A 20,568-nucleotide genomic window follows, 5' to 3' on the forward strand; every position below is an offset into this window, starting at 1 on the left:
GAGCCGACGCCGACTCCGCGAGGTTGCGACTTTCTCGACCGCGCGCCGTCCGACGGGAGGAAACTGCAGGTTGGAGCGCATCGAGGCACCAAGGATGGGAAGCCGCGCATGGTCAGGTCCGAAGAGGCCCCGGAGGACAGCATCGCCGTGATGTCGCGGCAGGCGCTCGTGGGGCGTCTTGCGCAGGTCAAGGAGCAGTTCCGGGCCACGAGCGACATCCTCAAGGTGTTGACGAGCTCGTCGGGAGACCCCGACAAGGTCTTCGACGCCGTCGTCGAGAACGCCCGGACGCTGCTCAACGCGGCCGTCGCGCAGATCTACCTCGTCAAGGGCGCGACCTACGTCATCGCGCGCCAGAGCGGCATGTCGGAGGAGCACCGCCGACTCCTCGAGCAACACCCCATCAAGCGCGACCGCGGCACCCTCGTCGGCCGTGTGACCATCGACCGCCAGATCCACCACATCACCGACGCCGTCGCCGACCCGGACTACAACCGTTCCGACCTCCAACGGATGGCCGGCTTCCGGTCGATGATCGGCGCGCCGCTCATCGTGGGAGACGAGGTGGTGGGCGCCCTCAACGTGATGCGCAACCGGGTGGCCCCCTTCGACGACGTCGACGAACGCGTGCTCGCGACGTTCGCCGAACAGGCGGCGCTCGCGCTACGCCACGTCGACCTGTTCGCTGCGCTCGAGAGCAGGTCCGCCGCGCTCGAGAGCAGGTCGGCCGAGCTGGCACGAAAGGTCGAGCAGCTGGAGGGTCTCGCCGACGTCGGTGCCGCGATCAGCTCGACGCTCGTGCCGGACGAGATGCTCGCCACGATCGTGTCGCACGCCGTCGAGCTGTCCGGCACCGACGGCGGCTCGCTGATGGAGTACGACGAGGCGACCGGGCTCTTCCGGGTGCGCACCGTGTACGGCACGAGCGACGACACGGTCTCCGCCCTTCGGGCCGCCGAGATCCACATCGACCGGACGTGGGTCGGCAAGGCGGCTCGGACGCGCCGGGTCCTGCAGATTCCCGACCTGGACGAGGCCCGGCTCGACGAGCACCTGGCCGTCCTGCACGCGGCCGGCTGGAAGTCGCTCGTCGCCGTCCCGCTCGCCAGCCCTGACCGGGTCGTCGGCGTCCTGGTCGTCCGGCGAAAGAGGACCGGTTCCTTCAGTGGTGAGACGTGCGACCTTCTGGACACGTTCGCCAGCCAGTCCGCGGTGGCACTGACGAACGCCCGCCTCTACCAGCAGCTCGAGCTGCAGAGCGCCGACCTGGCCGAGGCGAGCAGGCACAAGTCCGAGTTCCTCGCGAGCATGTCACACGAGCTGCGGACGCCTCTCAACGCCGTCATCGGCTTCTCCGAGGTGCTCCTCGAGCGGATGTTCGGTGACCTCAACGAGCGGCAGGAGGACTACCTCAAGGACATCCATGCGGCCGGCCGCCACCTGCTCGCGCTGCTCGGCGACATCCTCGACCTGTCGAAGATCGAGGCGGGGCGGATGGAGCTCGACCTCACCACGTTCCTGGTAGACGACGTCATCGGCCAGGCCCTCTCGCTGGTGCGCGAGCGGGCGGCACTGCACGGCATCGAGCTCACGCTCGAAGCCCAGGAGAGCCTCGGGCTCGTCACCGCCGACGAGCTGCGCCTCAAGCAGGTGCTGCTCAACCTGCTCAGCAACGCCGTGAAGTTCACGCCGGACGGGGGCACCGTCGAGGTGCACGCGCGGCGCGACGCCGGCGACCTCGTCGTGACGGTCACCGACACGGGCATCGGCATCGCGCCCGCGGACCAGGAGCGCATCTTCGACTCGTTCCAGCAGGGTNGGGCGCGATGTGGGTGACGAGCGTTCTGGGGGAAGGCAGCACGTTCGGCCTCAGGATCCCGCAGGCGGCGGTGACCGCGAAGGCGCGAGACGAGCAGTGGCCGGCCGACGACCTGTCGAGCGCCGGACCGACCGTCGTGGTCATCGAGGACGACCCGAGGTCGGCCGAGCTCGTCGCGCTGCACCTTCGGGCCGCCGGACTGAACCCGGTGACCGTCGGCACCGGTGAGGCGGGCCTCGAGGCCGTCGGCAGCCTGTCGCCGGCTGCGGTCGTGCTCGACATCCACCTGCCCGGAATGACGGGATGGGACGTGCTGGAGACCCTGAAGGCGGACCCCTCCACGGCGTCCGTACCCGTCGTGGTCGTCAGTGTCGAACCCGAGCGTGGCCGCGGATTCGCCCTGGGCGCAACGGAGTACCTCGTCAAGCCGGTCGCCGGGGAGCACCTGCTCGCGGCCGTGAGCCGGGCACTGCAACACGCGCGGACGCCCGTCCCCGGGGGGACCCTTCCCGAGGGTCGTAGCGTCGTCGTCGTCGACGACGACCCGCTCGCACTCAAGCTCGTGCGAAGCACGTTGGAGCCGCTCGGCTGGACGGTGCACACGTGCTCCCGCGGCCTCGACGCCGCGGACCTGGTCCGCGCGGTGAACCCGTCCGTCGTCATCATGGACCTGCTCATGCCGGAGGTGGACGGGTTCGCGGTCATCGACGAGCTGCGGGCCGGCGACACAGACAGCGGCCCACCGATCGTCGTCCTCACGGCGAAGTCGCTGACGTCAGAGGACCTGGGCCGCCTCGAGGGCCGGATCGCCTTCGTCGCGGAGAAGGCAGGGCTCGACCTGGCGAGCCTGGCACGGCGGCTGGCCCAGGTCGCCGCTGCCGGCGAGGCCGAGACCGCGAGCGGGACCAGCCACGAGACCGGCGACGGAGGGGCGCCATGAGCGACCAGCCACTGGTCCTCCTCGTGGAGGACAATCCTCACAACCTCAAGCTCGCCCGAGACGTCCTCGAGTTCGCCGGCTTCACGGTGGCCATCGCCGACTGCGGTGAGGAGGGCGTGGCCCTCGCCGCCTCCACGCTCCCTGACCTCATCCTCATGGACATCCAGCTGCCCGGGATCGACGGGTATGCCGCGCTGGAGCAGATCCGGGGTAACCGCGCCACGACCCACATCCCCGTCATCGCCCTGACGGCCTTCGCGATGGACGGCGACCGCGATCGGGTGCTGTCGTTCGGATTCGACGGGTACATGGAGAAGCCGATCAGCGTGCGCGACTTCCCGACCGAGGTGCGCCGTCATCTCCACGAGGCTGAGCGGCGGCCCTGATCCCGGCCGCAGGCTCCTGGGCCCGACCGCCTCAGGAGCCCGCGAGGCTGGCGGCGACGGCGAGCTCGTCGACGAGGTCGTTCATCTCGTGACCGGAGTGTCCCTTCACCCACTGGAAGGCGACGTCCTCGCGCTGCCTGACCGCGTGGACGAGTGGCTCCCACAGGTCACGGTTGGCGACCGGCTTCTTCTGCGAGTTGGTCCAGCCGCGCTCCAGCCACCCGGCCCACCACTGGTCGCGGAAGCAGTTGACGACATACGTCGAGTCACTCACCACGACCAGCGGGCCCGTGAGGGCAGTGACGGCTTCGAGGGCGGCACGGACCTCCATGCGCTGGTTCGTGCTCGGTCTCTCGGACCCTGACGCGAAACGCTCCCGGTCGATCGCCCACGCCCAGCCACCGGGTCCGGGGTTCCCTGAGCAGGCGCCGTCCGTGTAGACGAAGGTCGCCCCGTCCGGGATTGTCATGGGCGCCTTGGGAGTTCGAGGCTTGCCGGCCTTGCCGCGGGTGGGTGCCGCCGACGTCCGCGTCGGCGTCAAGCCAGGGAGGGCCAGCTCCGTGCCGCAGTCCGCGTGCGCCCACGCGGTGGCGTCACGGCCGGCGCTGACGATCTCATCCCCTGGTCCGATGGGCGCCTGGCAGAGGGCACAGCGCCCCGGGTACTTGGCCAGCACGGCTCTCCTCGTGGCTCGGTCGACGTGAGGCGCGGACGGCATGCACCGGCGCCACCGATCTTCAGTTGCGAGCCTACTGACGCTGGCAGACGGCGACGCACCGCCGTCGTCCCGAGGTCCTCGCGGGGGCGGCAGGACGAATGGGCGCCGTGCGACGATGAGCCATGGCGAGTGCGTCCAGCCCGTCCGGGCGATCCCCGAGATGACGTACGTCTGGGGCGGGGTCGGCGTGATGCTCGTGCTCGGTCTCGGGCTGATCGTGTGGGGTTCGATGTCGGGGCCGGGACGGTCGGGCGACGACGTGTCCGCGCGGCGGTCCCGGCAGATGCAGGTCGGCGCGGTGCTGGTCGCGGTCTCGCTGGGCGCGTTGGTGATCGCCTACCTCACGGCGGACTGGCCCTAGGTCGCGAGCCCCGCCGGAGTCGGTGCCCTCAGGGATGACCCGCCCGGAAGAAAGTCGTCCGTGCTGCATCCGGACGCATCCCTCGCGCGGAAGTGGTGTTGATGGGTGACTCGCACCCACCAACAGAAAGGGATGTCTCATGAAGCGCATTCTCGCCACGGGGTCCATCGCCGTTCTCGCCATGGTCGGCTTCGCCGGCAGCGCCAACGCAGCACCCTCCGACTCGGCGTGCTTCGGCCAGGTGCACAAGGTCGTGAACAGCGGCGGGGTCCCCGGCGTGGACAACGTGGGGCAGCTCGTTCGGGCCGTCGGCGGGGGCCAGGCCAAGAACGCAGTCGCGGAGTCTCTCTGCTGAGAGGCCGGCTCCTCACCACGTGAAGCGAAGCGGCGGCTCGGCTCCTGACCCCCTCGGATCCGAGCCGCCGCTTCGCATGCCCTGATCGGGCGGCCTGCGATCACGCGAGCCGGTCCCAGAATCGGCGGATGTGGGAGGCCAGCGCCTCAGGCTGCTCGAGCGGGACCAAGGTGCGGGCCCGCTCAACCGTCACCGCCGTGGCGTAAGGTGCCACGGCTGCAGAATCCTTCGCATCCTGCGGGCTCCAGTCGCCGCGGTCGTCGGACGCCACGAAGAGGCTCGGGACCGTGAGGTCTGCGAGCTCAGCAGTGACATCGACCCGGTTGAGGATGAAGGACCGGACGGCGAGGGCCATGCTGCGGCGGGTGGGCCGCGCCAAGGACTCCTCCACCATCCGACGCAGGGGTGCGCGGTCTCGGGAGGCGTCGGTGAGCATGGCCGTGAGGATCGCTGTGCGCACCGGCCCCACGGGACCTGCTGTCCGAAGGATGGGGAGCAGGAGCGTGATCTGTCGGCGAAGCGGTGCGTCGACCGGTTGGGCCGGTGAGCTGACGGCCACGAGACTGCGGAGCAACGCGGGTCGCGCGGCGAGCTTGAACCCGACGTGCCCGCCGAAGGCGTTGCCGACCCAGTCGACCGGGCCGTCGACGCCGAGCCCGGCGAGCAGGTCGGTGGCCGCGTCTGCGGCACCGCCGATGTCGCTGGCTTCACGCAGGGGCTCGCTGAGGCCCAGTCCGGGCGGGTCGACGAGCGCGTACCGGCGGCCCTGAGGCAGCAGCGGCAGCACCGGGTCCCAAGTGTGGCTGTCGACGAACATCGACGACCACAGCACGGTCGTCGGGCCGTCCCCGACGAGGCGCACGTGAAGCCGGCCGAGCCGGGTGGGCACGAGGGCGGTGCTCTCGGCGAGTGTGCGGCCGCTGCCGGAGGCGGGGGTGTGGTGGTCCATCGACTGCTCCTGAGGTGAGTTGATCTTAGTGAGACTGACATGAATATATTGAGGTTAGCATTGCTCGCATGAAAGATGGGACGGCACGGGCATACCGGATGACGGCCCGTGCAGAAGCGGCCGAGCGGACCGGTCAGCGGATCATCGACGCGATGCTCGGCCTCTACGCCGACGTGCCCTACGACCGCATCCGGCTCGAAGACGTCGCCGCGAAGGCCGACGTCACGGTGCAGACAGTGATCCGGCGCTTCGGCACGAAGCACGGGCTCCTGGCCGCCACGGTCGAGCGCGAGCTCTCCCGGCTCGCCGCCGACCGCGAGGCCGCCGTGGGGGAGAGTCCCGAGGGCACGCTGCACTCGCTGGTCCGCTACTACGAGGACCACGGCGCGCTGATCCTCAAGCTCTACGCCGAGGCGGGCCAGGCGCCCGGTGTGCCGGAGCTCGCCGCCCGCAGCCGCAGCTACCACGTGAGCTGGTGTCGAGAGGCCTTCGCCGAGCGCCTCGACGGCATCCCCGACCAGGCGACTCGCACCCGACGTCTGGCCCAGGTCGTCGCCGTCTGTGACGCCACCACGTGGCGGATCCTCCGGTTCGACGGCGGGCTCTCTGCCCAGCAGACCGAGGAGGCGCTCCTCGAGATGCTGCTCTCGCTGCTGCCACCACTCGATGGGTGACAGGCGCCCGGACTGACAGCGGCGTCCGTCCACGGTGACGGCCCGCATGCCCCAGGAGCCGCGCCCGAGGCTCCGGCCCGCATCGGTGGTTGGATCGAGGCATGCGCATCTTCTTCACGGGCGGCAGCGGCAAGGCCGGCAAGCACGTCGCGACGTTCCTCGCCGAGCTCGGCCACCAGGTCACGAACGCCGACCTCGTCCCGCTGCGGCATCCGGGCGTCGCGGATCTCAAGGTCGACCTCACCGACGCCGGTGAGACGTACTCGGCGCTCGCGGGTCTGGCGCGCTTCGACGAGCTGGACCTGCCGGCCAAGCCGGCCTACGACGCCGTCGTGCACTTCGCCGCCGTTCCGGCGATCCTGCTCACGTCGGAGGCGAAGACGTACGCAACGAACGTGCTCAGCACGTACAACGTGCTCGAGGCCGCGACGCGGCTCGGCGTGCGCAAGGTGATCTTCGCGTCGTCGGAGACGACGTACGGCGTCTGCTTCGCCCAGGGCGAGCGGCGGCCGCTCTACGTGCCGGTCGACGAGGAGCACCCGACGGTGCCGGAGGACTCCTACGCGATGTCCAAGGTCGCCAACGAGGTGACGGCGCGCTCGTTCCAGGCCCGCACCGGCTTCGACATCTACGGGCTGCGCATCAACAACGTCATCGAGCCGCACGAGTACGCCGAGATGTTCCGGCCGTTCCTGCAGGATCCGGCGCTCCGGCGGCGCAACATCTTCGCCTACATCGACACCCGCGACCTCGGCCAGATGGTGGAGCGCTGCCTCGAGACCGACGGGCTGGGCTACGAGGTCTTCAACGTCGCCAACGCCGACATGTCCGTCGCCGCCACGACCGACGAGGTGCGTGAGCGCTTCTACGACGGGGTGGAGCTGCGGCGGCCGATGGGGCGCAACGAGACCTTCTACTCCATCGACAAGGCCCGCGACCTGCTCGGCTACTCGCCGCAGCACTCGTGGCGCGACGTCCTGGACGACCCGCACGCGTCGTGAAGGCCGTCGTCTACGACGACTACGGGCGTATGCCGGTGGTGCGGGACGTGCCGCCGCCGGAGTGCCCGGATGGCGGGGTCGTCGTCGCCGTGAAGGCGGCGGGCGTATGCCGTTCGGACTGGCATGCGTGGAAGGGGCACGACCCCGTGTCCTTGCCTCACACGCCTGGTCACGAGCTGTCCGGTGTCGTGGCTTCGGTGGGAACCGGGGTGCGTGACTGGTCGGTCGGTGACCGCGTGACAGTGCCGTTCGTGTGCGGGTGTGGCCGGTGCTCGTGGTGCGAGGCCGGGGAGGCGCAGGTGTGCCCTAACCAGACGCAGCCTGGGTTCACCGGGCCGGGGTCGTTTGCCGAGCTGGTGGCGATCCACGGCGCTGACACGAACCTCGTGCGACTGCCGGAGTCGGTCGACTTCGTGACGGCGGCGTCGCTGGGGTGCCGGTTCGCGACGGCGTTCCGTGCTCTGACAACGCACGGGCGGCTCGGGGCCGGCGAGTGGCTGGCCGTACATGGGTGCGGCGGGGTCGGGCTGTCTGCGGTGATGATCGGGGTGGCGCTCGGCGCGCGGGTGGTCGCCATCGACGTGAATCCGACTGCGCTGGAACGGGCTTCGGCGCTGGGGGCTGCGGTGGTGATCGACGCTGGGGACGTTGCCGACGTGGCGGTGGCGATCCGGGAGGTCACGGGCGGCGGCTCGCACGTCTCCATCGACGCGTTCGGCTCGCCCGAGCTGGCCGTCGCTTCGGTGCGGAGCCTCCGTCGCCGTGGCCGGCACGTCCAAGCTGGGCTCCTGCTCGGAGCCAATTCGACGCCGCCGCTCCCGATGGACCTCGTCATCTCCCAGGAGCTCGAGATCTACGGCTCCCACGGCATGCCCGCCCGCGACTACCCCGCAATGCTGAGCCTGATCGAGGACGGCACCCTGCGCCCGGCTGACCTCGTCGGCCTCGTCATCGGCCTCGAAGAAGCCGGCGCCGCCCTTGCCGCCATGGATCACCCGTCAGCCGCCGGGATGACCGTGGTGACTCTTGACGTCGGACATCTCGGGGAGGGATAGGGCCGTGGACGTTCGGGTCGGGCTGTGCGGGTGGACCGTCTCGCAGGCCTCGTATGTGCGGCGATTCCCAGTCCTCGAGGTCCAGAACACGTTCTACGACCCGCCCGCGGACGCTGTCCTGACGCGGTGGCGGACCCAGGTGCCGCCCGACTTCGAGTTCACGATGAAGGCGTGGCAGATCGTCACGCATGAGTCCAACAGCCCTACCTACCGTCGCCTGAAACAGCCTCTGCCCGACAGTGCCCATGGCCAGGTTGGAGGGTTCCGGACAACGCCTGAGGTCCTTGCGGGGTGGGAGCGGACTCTCGAGTGCGCCCGCGTCCTGCGGGCCAGCGCCGTGCTTCTCCAGTGCCCGAAGAGCTTCCGCCCGACGACCGAGAACGTCCAGCGGCTGCGAAGCTTCGTGTCGCAGGTGGAGCGGCCGGACGGTCGGCTGCTGTGGGAGCCCCGCGGTGAGTGGCCCGCGCAGCTGCTCGAGGAGCTCTGTGCCGAGCTGGAACTCGTGCACGTCGTGGACCCCATGCAGACCGAGACGGTGACACCGGAGCAGACCTACTACCGCCTGCACGGCACCACCGGCTCGCGCCACGTCCACACCGATGACGAACTGCGCCGGCTGCGAGACCTGGTCGACGGCCGCCCGACGCCGTACGTGATGTTCAACAACCTGCCCCGCACAGGCGACGCAGAGCGTTTCCTCTCCCTGCTCTCCGGCGAAGGACGGTGAGCAGGCGGTGAAGGCGGATTCGCCGATTCGCGGCGAAGTGACGCAACTTGGCATCCGATGGGATCGAGTCGACCAGAAGTCGTCAGGGACCGGCGATGTGACGATACGGGGCCAGGTTTCAGACCGGTTCCAGATGTCTTTGGCTCTAAGCACCCACGACCTCGTCCTCCAACTCTCGTGTGTGCGCCCGGCATTGAGTGGCGCAGCCGGTCTCGGCGCCAGGCGCGAGCGCCACAGCGGCCTACGCGTTTCCCGCGCTGAGGGCTGTGGGGGTGGCCGCTCCAGCCGCTGCTCCACCCACCTAGGGTCGGCGAACACACGGTCAAGCGCGGCCGCACCAGATCCGCGCCGGAGTTCACCGCTGTGCAACTCGTAGCGGGAATGTCGGGCGGTAGAGCCTCATGTCGGCATAGTCACTGCTTCGTCCCTCACCTGCGATCGCTCGCATCTCGAGGGGGACTGCCGTGAAGCCGTCTCGAAACTCCGGCGGCCGTCAGCGGCGTCAGCACCCCCTGCCGGATAGTATAAGGGAGGCATACGTTTGGGAGGGACATTGGTCATCTCGCGGATCGAACTCGCGAACTTTCGTGGTATCGGTGGACATCTGTCGCTTGATCTAACCGGTAAGCGAGGGGCGGGACCGTGCATGATCTTGGGCGACAATGGATCCGGAAAATCGTCAATTGTCGATGCTTTGGAGTTCGGCCTCCGAGGTCGACTAAGTCGGAGAGGGCTCCACGGCGAGAAGCAGAAGCGGGAAGTCAGGAATTTGGTGACCCCGGGAGCGCCCGGAGTGCTTCTCACCCTGCCGGGCGGCGGGAGGGTGCGGAGAGGTGGGGGTATCAAATGCTCTGACGTTCCTGATTTGCAGGTCCAGATCGTCTCTGGTTTCGAATTCTGTCCGGTGGTCATCCGTCGGCACGACGTCGAATCATTTTGGACCATCCCAAGCAGCCAGCGTCAACAGTTCTTCTTCGATTATCTACGCGATCAAGGTGGAGCGCCCCTATCGACTGTGGTCGCAGCACGAGATGTGCGACGAGCGGAAGCACGAGACAAGCTCCTCCGGGCAAAGGAAAAGTTGCAGCGCGCAGTACACGACGACATGCGACTTCCTGAGACGTACACGCAGACCAAACCTTTTCTCAACCTGTTGTTCAAGCGATATGGCGAGCGCCCGCGTGCAGATGGCAAGAAGCTGCCGAACCGGATATATGCGCCTTTCGTGGAGTATCAACAAGCACTAGAGAAGACCGAGAAGGACCCTTCGCTCTCTTTTGACGAGGATGAGCAACTCCCGCAGCAGCAGTTGAGAGAAATTCTCGATCGAGTCAGTCTCCGTGTGAGCGATGACTTTTCTCGAGTGGTTCGCAAAGAGTGGATCCGCGAGGTGGCGATCACTTTGGGCGATGACGAGTCGCTCGATATCCGAGTGGCGCTCCTTAGCGGGAGACTTGCGGACCCCGTCCAGGTTTTGAACGAGGCGGCCCTTGACGTCTTGGCACTCTTGATCCTGCTTGAGGTTCACATCGAATGCGCCGAATTAGGCCAAGAGAAACTACTTGTCATGGACGACGTTTTTCAAAGCGTGGATGCAGTTCATCGAGTCCGTTCATTGGAGCACGCACTATCACGGCTACGAGGATGGCAACTCGTTCTCACAATGCATGACCGGTTGTGGGTCGAGTTGGCCCGCTCCGCCATGCAACGAGCAGGCGTCGGATCCCCGCAGCTGATCGAGGTGCGTGCCGCGCGGGAAGGAGGAGTTCCTGAGCTCCGCGTGGGCGATAGCAGTCCCCTTGAAGTCCTGAAGCGTCTCATCGAAGACCGGGCTTCACCCGAGATCCAAACGTCTATCGCCGGGCGGACGCTCGAGCAACTTTGTGATCGGTTAAGCGTTTCCCTCGGCACAAGCGTCACGAGGCGGCGTGACGACAAGTACACCCTTGGTGACCTCTGGCCGGGCGTGCAGAAGGTGCTACTCAAGGCCGACATCTCAGGGCTCGGCGATCGCGTTCAGCCGGTAGGAGCATTTCTGGCGCTCAGAAATATCGCTGGAGCGCACTACAACGCATGGGCAGAATCAGTGACCCATCAAGAAGCCGAAGACTTTGCGCAAGCAGTGGTCGGATTGTGGTCGCACACAATCTGCTATTCCTGCTCGGCCCCGCTATCCACTTTTCGAGCGCAGTAGGGAAGTAGAACAATAATCGATTTTCCGTGCAAGTGCGAGCCAACTGCTTCCGACCCGGGCAAGCTCGACGAGGCGGAAGGGCCGGCCGAGCTGCCGACGACCTCGTCGGCAGGGCCCCCGCTATGGGCGGAGAGATAGAACCTCTTGTGCACGACCTTGGGCACCACGCGGGTCCATCGCTGTCGCGCGTCAGATCCAGCCAACGCGAGAAAAGGGACTAAACCCAGTTTGGGCGCCGGCCGCTTTGCTCACCAGGGAGATACGCGGCGGTAGGACGCAGTGCTATCACCGCCTCCCGAGCCCGCCCGAGCGTCCACGACCGCGACGATCCGAGAAGGCAGACATCTGTACGCCTCCTCGCATCATGAGGCCGGTGAGCGCAGACCCCGAATAGGTGCCAGTATCGGGCGTGTGGACATGATTGCGGGCACGGTATCCCTCGAACAAGTCATGGAGGCTCTTTCCCGCAAGCGACCCATATTTCACAGCGAGGCGGACTTCCAGTTCTCGTTCGCCCAAGCCGTTACCGCCTTGGCGCCGAAGGTGGAGTGCCGGCTGGAGCGGCCAATGCTCAACACCGCCACGGGCAGGACTGAGTACCTCGACCTGTTGTGCAGCGGGGCCCCTGGCGAGACCGCCATTGAGTTCAAGTACTTCACCCGCCGCTGGAGTGGCGAAGTAGGAGGCGAGGCATTCGAACTTCGCGCACACGCAGCCACTGACCTTCTACGCCTGCACTTCGTGCACGACATTGTTCGGCTCGAGCGGTTCGGGTTCCCGCGCCCAGCGCTCGCCGTCCTGCTCACCAACGAGCCAGGGCTTTGGAGAAGATCCACCAGGAAACCCCGCGACCGCGACTTCCATCTCCACGAGGGTCGCCAGCTGAGTGGAACCCTCCTTTGGGCTGATGGAACCTATGCGCCCAACACCCGCGACATCCAAGGCACATATGCGCTGACCTGGCACAACTACTGGCAGCTGGATGATCAACCGGGAGGTCACTTCCGCTATCTCGCCGTGGAAGTGACACCCGCCGAGTCACCTGAGCCGCTGAGCAGCGTTGATCCGGGGCCAGACATGCCCGATCTAGGTGACCCGCTGATCGAGCAGGCACCGCAGTAGCCTTGGCTCGGCTCGCGGGCTATGACGCACCTCCGTTCAGTGGCCTTGCTCCGTCTTCGGCTCCCGGGGAAACGCCCGTGCAATCAACCAGGGATGTGCCGTACTCGTCCCAGAGTCCCGGGCATCGGCGCCGAAGCAGGGCCAGCCCGTGACGCACATCGTCCACGTCGCTGCCCCAGGCGCGGGCATGCCCGGATAGCGAACGCACCATCCAAGGCAGGTGTTGGATGATCCTCATCTCCAGATGTTCGTCACCCACCGCGACCTCCCCGGCAGCGCGAATGATCCACGCCGCGGCCGCCCCTTGCGAGTCAGTCAGTCCCTCTCTCGGCCACTGACCCCAGTTGCTCAATTCGTTCGACAGTAGGGATGCAATGGCTGCCTTCAGATTCGAGTCGAATACAGCTTGGTCCTGGCTTCCATCCGGCCAACCGCTCCGAGATCTTAGCGCATAACCTCGATGAAATAGACCAATCCCATCCTCGACTTCCTCCTCCGAGTCGATGGCGCGCCCTGTGTGAATATCTTTGGCGGCCAGCAGCACCCCAGTAATGACGTTAGCTGCATGACCACCAGGCTCGAGATCCCGCGTGGAGTAGAGGAGGTCATCCGCCAGTCGCCATGAAACGTCATTCACGAGTTCCCTGTAGAATTGGACTCCGGGCGTACGACCCGGTGGAAAGCAGGTGACCAACGCTACGGCTAAACCGAGGCGTTCGAAGTCGGCCGTATCGAAGGATTCCGCGCATCCGCTGGCGAAACGCTTCGCATGCTCTGGAAACATGTGATTTGCTGGGGTAACTCGGTTAGGAAGCGATTTGACGTAGTCGAGAGCCTCTCGCAGCGTGTCCACACGTGAGGGAAGGTGCTGAATGGGGTTTGCCCGTGCAGCGCCCTCCAGCAGGTCTCGTTCTTCGCCATGGTAGTTTTCGAGTTCATTTCGCAATGCGTAGAACACGGCGGGAGTGCCAGTTGTTGGGAGAATGTCCAAGAGGCGCTCCCATCGACTTCGTCGGACCGCTTCCAACTGCAACCTTTGCACTTCGATCAGCTGCCTCTGGGTGTCCTGAGCAATCCGTTCGCCCTGTTGTGAGGCGTTGTGGATCTGGCGTGGAACGACGATCGCAAGCACCGCTGCGCCGACGCCAGCCATAGCCCCCAGAAGAGCGAGCGTGAACGAAGGATCTGACCAGTCCCACCAAGCCATCACAGGCGTGCCTCCAACCGTCGTAGTCCATCTGGTCGCACATCGCGCTGGGAGACAGCGCGGCACAGCAGATACTGCACCAGAGGTGTGACAACACCGGGGGCGCTAGGCTTCGATGGGTGACAGACGCCCAGAAGTGGACGATAAGCGGCGGACTGGGGCAGGGAGCCGATGAGGAACTGGGACGTCCGGTAGGGCGGTTGAGCGTCGCTCACCTCAGCCCACCCAGGCTCGGAAAACTGGGCGCGCGAGCAACTCGTCGAGCCAGACCGACGGTCGAGTTTGGGATCCCGCGCGGGCACGCCGGAATGTTCAGTGCATCATGTCCCCATGGAACCTGAGGTAGTTGCGGCGATTTTCGGCTCTGGAGGAGCAGTTCTAGGCGCGGGGCTAACGGTTCTGGGCGTGCATCTCTCTGCGCGGGCTAACCTCAAGACGGTTGAGAAGCAGCTCTCGCACGAGTCTCGTCTCGAGCGTGAGCGGGCCGATCGCGGCAACGAGGAAGCGTGGAGAGAAGCCCGTCTCGGCGCTCACTCCAATGCCATCGGGGCGATACGCACCCACTGGTCCTATCTGTTGAATGTCGCTCAGCAACTGGCGCACCCCTCGCCACTCTGGGCGCAATCCGGCGTGGAGCTTGACACAGAGAGAGCGAACGCGGCGTCGGCGGCAGTGGCCCAAGTGTCCATGGTGTCGTCGGAAGAGGTCGCGGAGAAGTGTCGCGCGGCACACCAGGTCGTTTCCGTGTTCGAGATGGCCGTCGTTGCTGCATTCTGGGAGGGGCTGGAAGAATACAGTCCGGATCGCCGGACAGTGCTGGTTCAGGAGCAGAGTGTGGCTAGGGAGCGATACGTACCGGCCATGAACGCGTACCTCGAGGCGGCCAGGAAGGAACTGGGAACCTACGGGCCGCGACCGGTCGGCGGCTGACCCGCTGCGGGGTGAGGGGTGATGCCTCGGATGAGCTGTTGAGGGCGGCCCTTCCCAGAACTCCTTCCTTGCCCTGAGTGAAACGACTATTAAAACAATTGTCAGCAGCACCGCTGATCGTGCCCAATAGGTGGCGTGTAGTCGAAGATGGACCAGACACGGCCTATCTGGGCGCTGTGACGCGGGCTACGGTGCGCGAAAGGCGGCGATGTGACGCGGGTGGTGCAGGTCTGCGTCGAGTGCGCTCGGTGCTCGGTCGCGAACAATGCCTCGCAAGGTCCTGTGTGCCGAGGTCGCAGCTGTTGTCGGTGGCGATTCAGAAGATGCCTCCCCCTCCTCCGGCGCCCCAGGGAATGAAGTGGAATGAAGTGTTATCGCTCGAGCTTCGGTCTGGATGTACCGAGGCGTCGAAGTGGTTGCGACCGCAGAGGACGCAGATCCGTTCGCGCATCCCGGCTACGGTGGTGGGCTGCCAGCGGTGGCGGCCGATGGTGCATCTCAAGCTCTTCTTCGTGTTCATGAGTTGAGAGTGCGCCGGGGGCTCGGGGATGTCTGTGCGCTGCGCGACAAACAGAGCTAATCCCGGACTCGTGCCATGGGAGATGTGCCTGACAGGCGGTGAAAGGGCGCGGCCACGTGGACGCTGACGGCAAGGTCGACTACCGCGGCCTGGAGGACGCGCTCGGCGGGATGAGCAAGGATCTGGACTACTTCCTTAGGGAGCTCCACATGGCACGAGGAGCCATCCTCAGGGCTAGCCATCCGCTAGCCCTGCGCGCCTCGCCCGCCTGCAGCTCGCCGCTGTGAGGTTCTGCCACTCGCAGGCCTCCCTACTCGATCGGAGCCAGTCCGCGAATCGGCGGGGGCGCCGGAGGGCGGGGTGCCAGTTCGTCCGGACGGGGGCGAACCGCCCGAGGGCCGACGGGTGACGGTTACCCAGACACCGATGACGACGGCGGCAACGCCCAGACCGCCTGAGAACGCGAACACGGCGGCGAGGGGGTCTACCATTTGAGCGTCTCGATGAGCGAACTGCGAGCGAAGTCGGCCGACTGGCGCGAAAGTTCAGCGGCAATTAGCAGCATGCCGATGGAGCCAGCGACACAACCTAGTGCGGCCCAGACGGGGACCGAACCGAGCTCGGACTTCAGTGCCGCGGTCACCACTGCAATTAAGAAGCCGGCCGCTACCGACGCCATGCCCTTTCCAGCGCCAAGCACGCGGTCCTTCTCCCACTCGACCAGGGTTCGGTGGTCTTGCACCTGCGCCCCCGCAACGGGCCTTGGCAGGCAGGATAGGTACGCTGGGATCAGGACAGCCAAGCCAACGGCGAACCCGGCAAAGAACAGAAACAACTCCCATGGCTGCCACGCCACGGCCGACGGCAAAGGTTGAGGCGTCACCGCTGGAGCTTGGCTGGGGACCCACATGTTCAGGCCTTTCCTAGTGTGCAACGGAATCACAGAGCTACCGCGGTCTGAGCTTTTGTAGTCACTGATCCTGCGTATAGTCTCGCAGCACCGGCGCCCAGACTGGCCCCTTACGGGCAGATCACCGCCGTGGCGGACCTAAGGGCGGCTGCCTGCGCGGGCGGCGCTCTCTCGACTTAGCTCGGAGTGCAGCGCTGGTGAACCGCTTCGCCCGGGCCCTCCCGATAGAGAACCGGACCCGTAACTACGGTCGACCGTCACTGACGGTTTGTGCCGTGCAAGGCCCGCAACGACAAGTGAACCGCCTGAAGGGCATGACCCAAGCCGACCTTTCCGAATAGGGGCCTTCGAGCAGCGACTCTGCCTCTTCGTCCGACTCTGGATACGACGGCGTGAGGGGAGGCCAACTCGCGGCGGTAAGACTCAGGGGGGCGCTTGGGCAGTTCGAGCGTCGACCAGGGCCAAAAGGTCCTCTATCTGGCAGCGGGCGCTGCCCGTAAGCACGTTCCCGAGCGACTGTCCAGAAACCTCGTCATAGACAGATAGCCGAGCGACCTTCGTGCCTGCGCCGTGGGCCGCGACCGCGTCCTTTATGGCGTCGTAGAGTGCTCGCTGCTTCCAGCGAGGAGAACCAGCCGCCGACAGGAGGTCTCCTGGCGGCGCCGCATCGCCAAACATGTTGGCACTCGACTCACTCGTCCACCGCTTGCCCCATGTGGCGGCTCGGAGGCATTCGGACTCGCGAGACTGACAGAACTCCAGGTAGGGCCTATTCCAGGGCAGCGATTGCGCCCAGGTCTGTCGGAGGGTCGTTTCGCGGTAGCGGTTGAAGTGCAGTTCCTCATCCAATTCGATGAGGACGCCGTTCGCACTCAAGTCCCAACTTCCCGGCCGCAGATCTGGATCCTCGCGCCGCCCGCCGAGGTGCCGGTAGAGGTCAAGCAGCATTGCGGTGACGTCTGCGTCGAGGTCCCGAAGCCTTGGGGCACCGGGCGGGGCCTCGTATGCGATCATTCCGCCGGCCGTTAAGAGCGCAGCCAGGGCCGCTGCGCGCCTCCCCGTCCGGACCATCCAGCCATCATCGCAGGACCTCAGCCGCTCTGTCCGACCTCGCGGCCGCCCCGCAGGCGGCGAAGTGGGGCACCCACCCTCGCTCAGGCCTGGGTCCTCCTCCGAGCCGTGCTGATGGCCACGGACCTGGAACGTCGGTGGCTTCGGTGTTCGGGCGTAGGCGCCGGGCGAGTGACCTTCGGGCCGTCAAGTTGCCGACCCAGGGAAGCTCCCTCTCGGTGCGTGGACGACTGCCCGGCGTGTCTGATGCGAGGGATTATCCGTTCGGGCAGAGTCATCCCACTAAAGCTCCGCAGGGGATGGAGGGGCCATGTCGACTATTGAGGTTCGGCTGGGTGAGGCGAGCGTCTTCATCGAGTCTGGCGTATTCACGGCGCTTTTCGACGCTTCTGTAGCGTCCTCGCGTGCCCCATACCTCCACGCCCTCGAGACGTCGCGGATCAAGTTCGCGGACCTGGTCCAGCTCGCCCGCGTAGCGGACATCCCCTACACCCTGTTCTTCGCCTCGCGCGAGACCGTCGACCATCAGCTCAAGAAGAAGGCGGACACACTTCTGGCTGGTGTCAGCAAGGACGCATTCTCCTTGAACTCGCGCAGCCAAGTGCGCCTCGCGGATGTCGAGCTCATCGTGAAGGACCTCCTTCGAAAACAGGAGACGCTGAAGCGTCTGGACCGCTCACTGACCACCAACAAGGTGGTGGGCTGTCTGCGCCGTTCGCAGGGCCGCGTCGAGGACGATGCCCGCCTACTCAGTGCTGCTCTCGGTTTCACCAGTAACGACCTCAAGACTGCGCGCACGAAGAGCGCGGCACTGGAGCTGCTGATCTCGCGTCTCGAGGCAAGGCAGATCCTCGTCGCGCAGAGCCAGCAGAACTTCATGCCGCAGCGCCTGCCCCAGCACGCCAAGTTCAGTGGGCTGTGCGTTCGCGACAAGAAGATCCCGTTCATCTTCCTGACCAGCGGCGACGCCGGCGAGAACTTCGAGCCCGAGGGACGGCGCGTCTTCACCCTCGTTCTCCTAGCTGTGTTCGTGGCGCACGCCAAGTTCGCGCCGGTCACCTACAGCGACCGGACCGCGGAACCGATCACAGCCCGGGAGTACGAACTCACGGAGGAGATGCTGATGCCGCGAGCCGAGATCCAGGACCTGAGCGTCTCCGGACTCGACGACGTCCGTGCCCACGCTGTCACGTATCGCGTTACGCCGAGCGCCTTCGTGATGCGGGCCCGGCGGCTGGGACTGGTAGATCGGCTCCAGGCCGAGGACCATCTGTCAGAACTCGCACGCGAGTTTGCTGAGCGACCGAAGCGCCAAGCTCGAAGCCCGCTCGCGGTGAACGCTCTCCGGAAATACAACGGCGTCGAGTTCTCGCACCGCATGCTGAATCAGCTCGACCGCGGCTCCATCAGCAAGCGTGAGTTCTGCCGAGTCGTCCTACAGAACAGAATCAAACCGGAGCAGATCCATCAGTTCCGCGAGGCACTGTGAACCTCGTCCGCTTCCTCGTCGACACGAACGTGTTGAGCCGGCTCACCCGCGCGCAACGGGCGAGCAAGTTCTTTCGTGACAACTGCTCGTTGTGCTCGGAGGTGCTGCACGAGGCATCAGGCTTCCCGGACCTCGCGGAGCTGCGTCGGTTGGAGCACCCAGTGAGCGCAGGCGTCCTTGCGCGGGTCCGGGAGGTGATGTTGACAGTGCCGCCCGGAGACTTCAGGTTGGTCGACCTTTACCACAATCTCGGGAACGCGGATCCTATCCTCATCGCGTCGGCGCTGGACGCGATGGAAGCGGAGGCAGAGCGCCTGTTCGGGGTGGACTGGCACATCGTCACCGACGATGCCGCCGTCATTGTGAAGGCCAAGGAGTTCTATGTGACGACCCTCGGGTATGACGATTTCCTGCGCCTGCTCTCATCGAGCGCCAACCACCTCTCCTGAGCGCGGCGACGTTCGGCAGCTGCTCCGGTGGCGGAGGGAGTTGGCCCGGCACGCGGCGATGTGACGCAGCGGAGACGATGGCTTGCACGGTCGGGTCGGGTCAGGCGCAGGTGATGGTCTGAAGGTCGGGTGCGGGTGTCGACTACCGGAAGGCGATTTTGGGGGCTTTGGCGCAGGCGTCTGTTGGTACTGGTTGGGTCGGGTTTCGGGTCCAGGTGTTGCGGGCGGTGATGGCGCATTCGTAGAAGCCGAGAACGTTGTGGATGCCGCCGGGGACCTCGAGGACGGATGTCTGCGGCCCGAGGGCGTGTGCCGCTGCCAGGGTGGTGGCTGGTGGGCTGAAGGAGTCGAGGCTGCCTGACATCAGCAGAAGTGGGATGCCGGTGCTGGGCGGGGTGGGTGTCGTGCTCCCGGGTGGGGTGTCCCAGACCTTGCAGGCTGCGGTGTATGGCGAGTCCTTGAAGACGGATGGGTAGGCCGGGTGGCTGCTGGCTCCGCGGATCGCGTCGGTGGCCTCCTGGCCACTCATGGGGGGTGCCTGGCAGTAGTTGGTGAGGAAGAGGCCCAGGCTGAATCGACGATCGCGGCAGAGAGGTCGGTACCCGCTGCAATAGATGGCGTCGCTGGCAACGGTCTGTGCGAGTTCGGGGGCGAGCCGGCCGTGGGCGGCGTCTTTGATGATCCTGGGCAGCGCGGTCAGCGGGCCGCCCTCCGCTCCCAGGGCGAGCCTGGTGGCGCGAAGGAGTTTGGGGGCGTCGACGAGCACGTTGATCTGCTGGTCCCCGACGTGGGCCGTGCCGCGCAGGGGGTGGGTGGCGGCGCCGTCCAGGGCTTGGCTCCACAGCCCTTGCAGGTCGGGGTAGTCGGCGCGGCAGGCGGGTGTCTGCTGGCAGGTCCGGAACAGGGCGTCGAGCGTTTGCTGCAGCGCAGAGGCGCCGCCGTGGAAGCCGGCGGGGCTGGTGAACGTCGGTGAGTCGAGGTAGGCGGCTTTGACGTGTCCGGGGTAGCGGCGGAGGTACTCGAACAGCACGGCCGACTGGGTGCCGTATGCGCCGGCCATGTGCCAGCGGTCGATCCCGGCGGCGACCCGCAGGTCCTCGATGTCCTGGGCCATCGCCGCGGTGGTGTAGTCGGCCGGGTCGATGCCGTGGGCTCGCAGTCGTTTGGCGCAGGCGGCGACCGCGGCGACGAAGGCGTCGCGCAGGCCGACGTCATCATGGGGTATCCCGGCCGCGCGCGTTCCGAGTCGGTCCACCTCTGGGCAGCGCAGTGAGGGCGTGCTATGGAGGCCGGAACCGCGCGATTCCAGCTGTAGGCCGGTGATCCCTGTCCGCGAGGTTCCGGTGGCGATGGAGCCAGAGATCGCCTCGGCTTCTCCGAAGTTGCCGCCGAAGCTCGTTCCCAGTCCGGGGCTTCGGGCTCCGGCGGGCGGTGGCACCTTGCCGACGAGCAGCCTGATGGTGGCGCCATCGGGCTTGGCCCGGTTGGCCAACACGGTGAGGGTGCCGCACTGGTGTGGTGACAAGAACGTGGTCTCCACGTCTTCCGGGCACGCCCCCCAGACCAGCGAGGGTCGGAACGTGACGGGCGGCGTGGAGGTGCACGTCGAGAGCAGCCCGATGGCGAGGCAGCCTGCGATGACAGCCCCGGCAGTTCGGCGTTGGTTCTTCGGATACGTGCCCATTGCCTCT

20 protein-coding genes and 1 pseudogene are annotated in these 20,568 nt (G+C 66.4%); 15 read left to right on the forward strand and 6 right to left on the reverse strand.

All coding sequences use genetic code 11. From position 1 onward, the window contains the following. Positions 1 to 108: 108 nt before the first annotated feature. The 3 genes from ASG96_RS24350 to ASG96_RS20220 form a co-directional block, all read left to right on the forward strand. Positions 109 to 1,818, forward strand: a 1,710-nt coding sequence (locus ASG96_RS24350; RefSeq protein WP_235509241.1) for a GAF domain-containing protein, incomplete at its 3' end; no start/stop codon positions are given. 8 nt (positions 1,819 to 1,826) lie between these two features. Continuing rightward, on the forward strand, positions 1,827 to 2,759 hold the full coding sequence (locus tag ASG96_RS24355; protein WP_235509249.1) for a response regulator: 933 nt from the start codon (positions 1,827 to 1,829) through the stop codon (positions 2,757 to 2,759). Then, entirely contained in the window at positions 2,756 to 3,145 is a 390-nt protein-coding gene (locus ASG96_RS20220; RefSeq protein WP_056755033.1) for a response regulator, read from the forward strand. Before ASG96_RS24355 ends, ASG96_RS20220 begins: the two co-directional genes overlap by 4 nt. A 31-nt stretch (positions 3,146 to 3,176) precedes the next feature. Here the strand turns inward: ASG96_RS20220 and ASG96_RS24360 are convergent, their stop codons facing one another. Then, complete coding sequence (locus ASG96_RS24360) at positions 3,177 to 3,614, reverse strand: ribonuclease H (RefSeq protein WP_056756306.1); 438 nt, start codon at positions 3,612 to 3,614, stop codon at positions 3,177 to 3,179. Positions 3,615 to 3,978: 364 nt separating this feature from the next. Between ASG96_RS24360 and ASG96_RS20230 the strand changes: the two genes are divergently transcribed. Continuing rightward, complete coding sequence (locus tag ASG96_RS20230; RefSeq protein WP_057589118.1) at positions 3,979 to 4,224, forward strand: hypothetical protein; 246 nt, start codon at positions 3,979 to 3,981, stop codon at positions 4,222 to 4,224. A gap of 139 nt (positions 4,225 to 4,363) precedes the next feature. Continuing rightward, on the forward strand, positions 4,364 to 4,579 hold the full coding sequence (locus ASG96_RS20235; RefSeq protein ID WP_056755038.1) for a hypothetical protein: 216 nt from the start codon (positions 4,364 to 4,366) through the stop codon (positions 4,577 to 4,579). A gap of 100 nt (positions 4,580 to 4,679) precedes the next feature. Here the strand turns inward: ASG96_RS20235 and ASG96_RS20240 are convergent, their stop codons facing one another. Then, positions 4,680 to 5,528: an alpha/beta fold hydrolase gene (locus tag ASG96_RS20240; RefSeq protein WP_082591911.1), complete on the reverse strand. Its 849-nt coding sequence runs from the start codon at positions 5,526 to 5,528 to the stop codon at positions 4,680 to 4,682. Between the two features lie 68 nt (positions 5,529 to 5,596). On the opposite strand from ASG96_RS20240, the gene ASG96_RS20245 reads away from it, so the two are divergent. From ASG96_RS20245 to ASG96_RS20270, 7 genes and pseudogenes are all read left to right on the forward strand, one after another. Further along, positions 5,597 to 6,202 (forward strand): TetR/AcrR family transcriptional regulator, encoded by a 606-nt coding sequence (locus tag ASG96_RS20245; protein ID WP_082591912.1) that lies wholly within the window; start codon positions 5,597 to 5,599, stop codon positions 6,200 to 6,202. Positions 6,203 to 6,303: 101 nt separating this feature from the next. Beyond that, a complete protein-coding gene (locus tag ASG96_RS20250; RefSeq protein ID WP_057589120.1) occupies positions 6,304 to 7,203 on the forward strand; it encodes an NAD(P)-dependent oxidoreductase in 900 nt (299 codons plus the stop codon). Continuing rightward, on the forward strand, positions 7,200 to 8,258 hold the full coding sequence (locus tag ASG96_RS20255; protein ID WP_057589121.1) for a zinc-dependent alcohol dehydrogenase family protein: 1,059 nt from the start codon (positions 7,200 to 7,202) through the stop codon (positions 8,256 to 8,258). The genes ASG96_RS20250 and ASG96_RS20255 overlap by 4 nt, the downstream gene beginning before the upstream one ends. Positions 8,259 to 8,313: 55 nt before the next feature. Beyond that, positions 8,314 to 8,985 (forward strand): DUF72 domain-containing protein, encoded by a 672-nt coding sequence (locus tag ASG96_RS20260; protein WP_235509250.1) that lies wholly within the window; start codon positions 8,314 to 8,316, stop codon positions 8,983 to 8,985. 553 nt (positions 8,986 to 9,538) lie between these two features. Then, positions 9,539 to 9,706: pseudogene (locus ASG96_RS24740) on the forward strand (AAA family ATPase); the annotation flags it as partial. Positions 9,707 to 9,850: 144 nt separating this feature from the next. Beyond that, positions 9,851 to 11,179 carry a hypothetical protein gene (locus ASG96_RS22875; RefSeq protein ID WP_235509242.1) on the forward strand — a complete coding sequence of 443 codons (1,329 nt, stop codon included), beginning with the start codon at positions 9,851 to 9,853 and terminating at the stop codon, positions 11,177 to 11,179. 411 nt (positions 11,180 to 11,590) lie between these two features. Beyond that, on the forward strand, positions 11,591 to 12,301 hold the full coding sequence (locus tag ASG96_RS20270; RefSeq protein WP_200962727.1) for a hypothetical protein: 711 nt from the start codon (positions 11,591 to 11,593) through the stop codon (positions 12,299 to 12,301). A gap of 19 nt (positions 12,302 to 12,320) precedes the next feature. On the opposite strand, the gene ASG96_RS23435 is transcribed toward ASG96_RS20270, so the two are convergent. After that, positions 12,321 to 13,508, reverse strand: coding sequence for a hypothetical protein (locus ASG96_RS23435; protein ID WP_157611072.1), 1,188 nt, complete (start codon positions 13,506 to 13,508; stop codon positions 12,321 to 12,323). Between the two features lie 330 nt (positions 13,509 to 13,838). Here ASG96_RS23435 and ASG96_RS20275 point away from each other — a divergent pair, with 330 nt between their 5' ends. Next, entirely contained in the window at positions 13,839 to 14,438 is a 600-nt protein-coding gene (locus tag ASG96_RS20275) for a hypothetical protein (RefSeq protein WP_157611073.1), read from the forward strand. 1,004 nt (positions 14,439 to 15,442) lie between these two features. Here ASG96_RS20275 and ASG96_RS20280 read toward each other — a convergent pair. Both ASG96_RS20280 and ASG96_RS20285 read right to left on the reverse strand, forming a co-directional pair. Beyond that, a complete protein-coding gene (locus ASG96_RS20280; protein ID WP_157611074.1) occupies positions 15,443 to 15,841 on the reverse strand; it encodes a hypothetical protein in 399 nt (132 codons plus the stop codon). A 450-nt stretch (positions 15,842 to 16,291) separates the two neighbouring features. Further along, entirely contained in the window at positions 16,292 to 16,882 is a 591-nt protein-coding gene (locus tag ASG96_RS20285; RefSeq protein ID WP_200962728.1) for a hypothetical protein, read from the reverse strand. Between the two features lie 367 nt (positions 16,883 to 17,249). Here ASG96_RS20285 and ASG96_RS20290 point away from each other — a divergent pair, with 367 nt between their 5' ends. Both ASG96_RS20290 and ASG96_RS20295 read left to right on the forward strand, forming a co-directional pair. Beyond that, complete coding sequence (locus ASG96_RS20290; RefSeq protein WP_057589126.1) at positions 17,250 to 18,428, forward strand: hypothetical protein; 1,179 nt, start codon at positions 17,250 to 17,252, stop codon at positions 18,426 to 18,428. Continuing rightward, positions 18,425 to 18,877 (forward strand): hypothetical protein, encoded by a 453-nt coding sequence (locus ASG96_RS20295; RefSeq protein ID WP_057589127.1) that lies wholly within the window; start codon positions 18,425 to 18,427, stop codon positions 18,875 to 18,877. Before ASG96_RS20290 ends, ASG96_RS20295 begins: the two co-directional genes overlap by 4 nt. Before the next feature lie 142 nt (positions 18,878 to 19,019). Here the strand turns inward: ASG96_RS20295 and ASG96_RS20300 are convergent, their stop codons facing one another. Continuing rightward, positions 19,020 to 20,561, reverse strand: coding sequence for an alpha/beta hydrolase (locus ASG96_RS20300; protein WP_057589128.1), 1,542 nt, complete (start codon positions 20,559 to 20,561; stop codon positions 19,020 to 19,022). Between the last annotated feature and the right edge of the window lie 7 nt (positions 20,562 to 20,568).

Source organism: Terrabacter sp. Soil810, from assembly GCF_001429645.1.
GTDB lineage: Bacteria > Actinomycetota > Actinomycetes > Actinomycetales > Dermatophilaceae > Terrabacter.

Excerpts from the sequence above, each read along its gene's own strand:
- ASG96_RS24355 (WP_235509249.1), top strand. The coding sequence starts at position 1,827 with ATGTGGGTGACGAGCGTTCTGGGGGAAGGCAGCACGTTCGGCCTCAGG.
- ASG96_RS20220 (WP_056755033.1), top strand. The coding sequence starts at position 2,756 with ATGAGCGACCAGCCACTGGTCCTCCTCGTGGAGGACAATCCTCACAAC.
- ASG96_RS24360 (WP_056756306.1), bottom strand. The coding sequence starts at position 3,614 with ATGACAATCCCGGACGGGGCGACCTTCGTCTACACGGACGGCGCCTGC.
- ASG96_RS20230 (WP_057589118.1), top strand. The coding sequence starts at position 3,979 with ATGAGCCATGGCGAGTGCGTCCAGCCCGTCCGGGCGATCCCCGAGATG.
- ASG96_RS20235 (WP_056755038.1), top strand. The coding sequence starts at position 4,364 with ATGAAGCGCATTCTCGCCACGGGGTCCATCGCCGTTCTCGCCATGGTC.
- ASG96_RS20240 (WP_082591911.1), bottom strand. The coding sequence starts at position 5,528 with ATGGACCACCACACCCCCGCCTCCGGCAGCGGCCGCACACTCGCCGAG.
- ASG96_RS20245 (WP_082591912.1), top strand. The coding sequence starts at position 5,597 with ATGAAAGATGGGACGGCACGGGCATACCGGATGACGGCCCGTGCAGAA.
- ASG96_RS20250 (WP_057589120.1), top strand. The coding sequence starts at position 6,304 with ATGCGCATCTTCTTCACGGGCGGCAGCGGCAAGGCCGGCAAGCACGTC.
- ASG96_RS23435 (WP_157611072.1), bottom strand. The coding sequence starts at position 13,508 with ATGGCTTGGTGGGACTGGTCAGATCCTTCGTTCACGCTCGCTCTTCTG.
- ASG96_RS20275 (WP_157611073.1), top strand. The coding sequence starts at position 13,839 with ATGGAACCTGAGGTAGTTGCGGCGATTTTCGGCTCTGGAGGAGCAGTT.
- ASG96_RS20285 (WP_200962728.1), bottom strand. The coding sequence starts at position 16,882 with ATGATCGCATACGAGGCCCCGCCCGGTGCCCCAAGGCTTCGGGACCTC.
- ASG96_RS20290 (WP_057589126.1), top strand. The coding sequence starts at position 17,250 with ATGTCGACTATTGAGGTTCGGCTGGGTGAGGCGAGCGTCTTCATCGAG.
- ASG96_RS20300 (WP_057589128.1), bottom strand. The coding sequence starts at position 20,561 with ATGGGCACGTATCCGAAGAACCAACGCCGAACTGCCGGGGCTGTCATC.